The following is a 331-nucleotide window of genomic DNA, read 5'->3' as shown; positions in this document are numbered from 1 at the left end:
TCCCTCTAACGTTACTTTTACATTTACACGAAATTCTAAATTAGGGTAGATAGATTGCCAATCCTCCCACTCCTTCATCCCATCATGCCGAGTTGCCATATACTTCAGGCCAAAGCCTAAGGGATCCAAGTGGTGATCGCTCATCTTTTGCAACAGCTGCATGATTGAGCGCTCTAGCGACTGCTCCGCAGCGCGTTCAATGTCTCGCCAGCTCTCATTGAATTGAATGCTGTCAGACTCTTCTGCAACTCCTTTCACCTTCATATTTAGCTGAAGATATGGACTTCCCTTGGCTGGCGTTACAATCTTATACTTATATCGCAAATGCAGC

1 protein-coding gene is annotated in these 331 nt (G+C 45.3%); it reads right to left on the bottom strand.

What is annotated here, in order from left to right:
• Positions 1-324: Ger(x)C family spore germination C-terminal domain-containing protein (locus tag RCF13_RS02380; RefSeq protein ID WP_308140805.1), on the bottom strand; the 324-nt coding region annotated here is incomplete at its 3' end.
• Between the last annotated feature and the right edge of the window lie 7 nt (positions 325-331).

It is taken from the genome of Stenotrophomonas maltophilia group sp. RNC7 (genome assembly GCF_030910085.1).
Classification (GTDB): Bacteria; Pseudomonadota; Gammaproteobacteria; order Xanthomonadales; family Xanthomonadaceae; genus Stenotrophomonas; species Stenotrophomonas sepilia.
The sequence above is the reverse complement of the archived record's forward strand: the minus strand, read 5'-3'. Positions and strand labels throughout refer to the sequence as shown.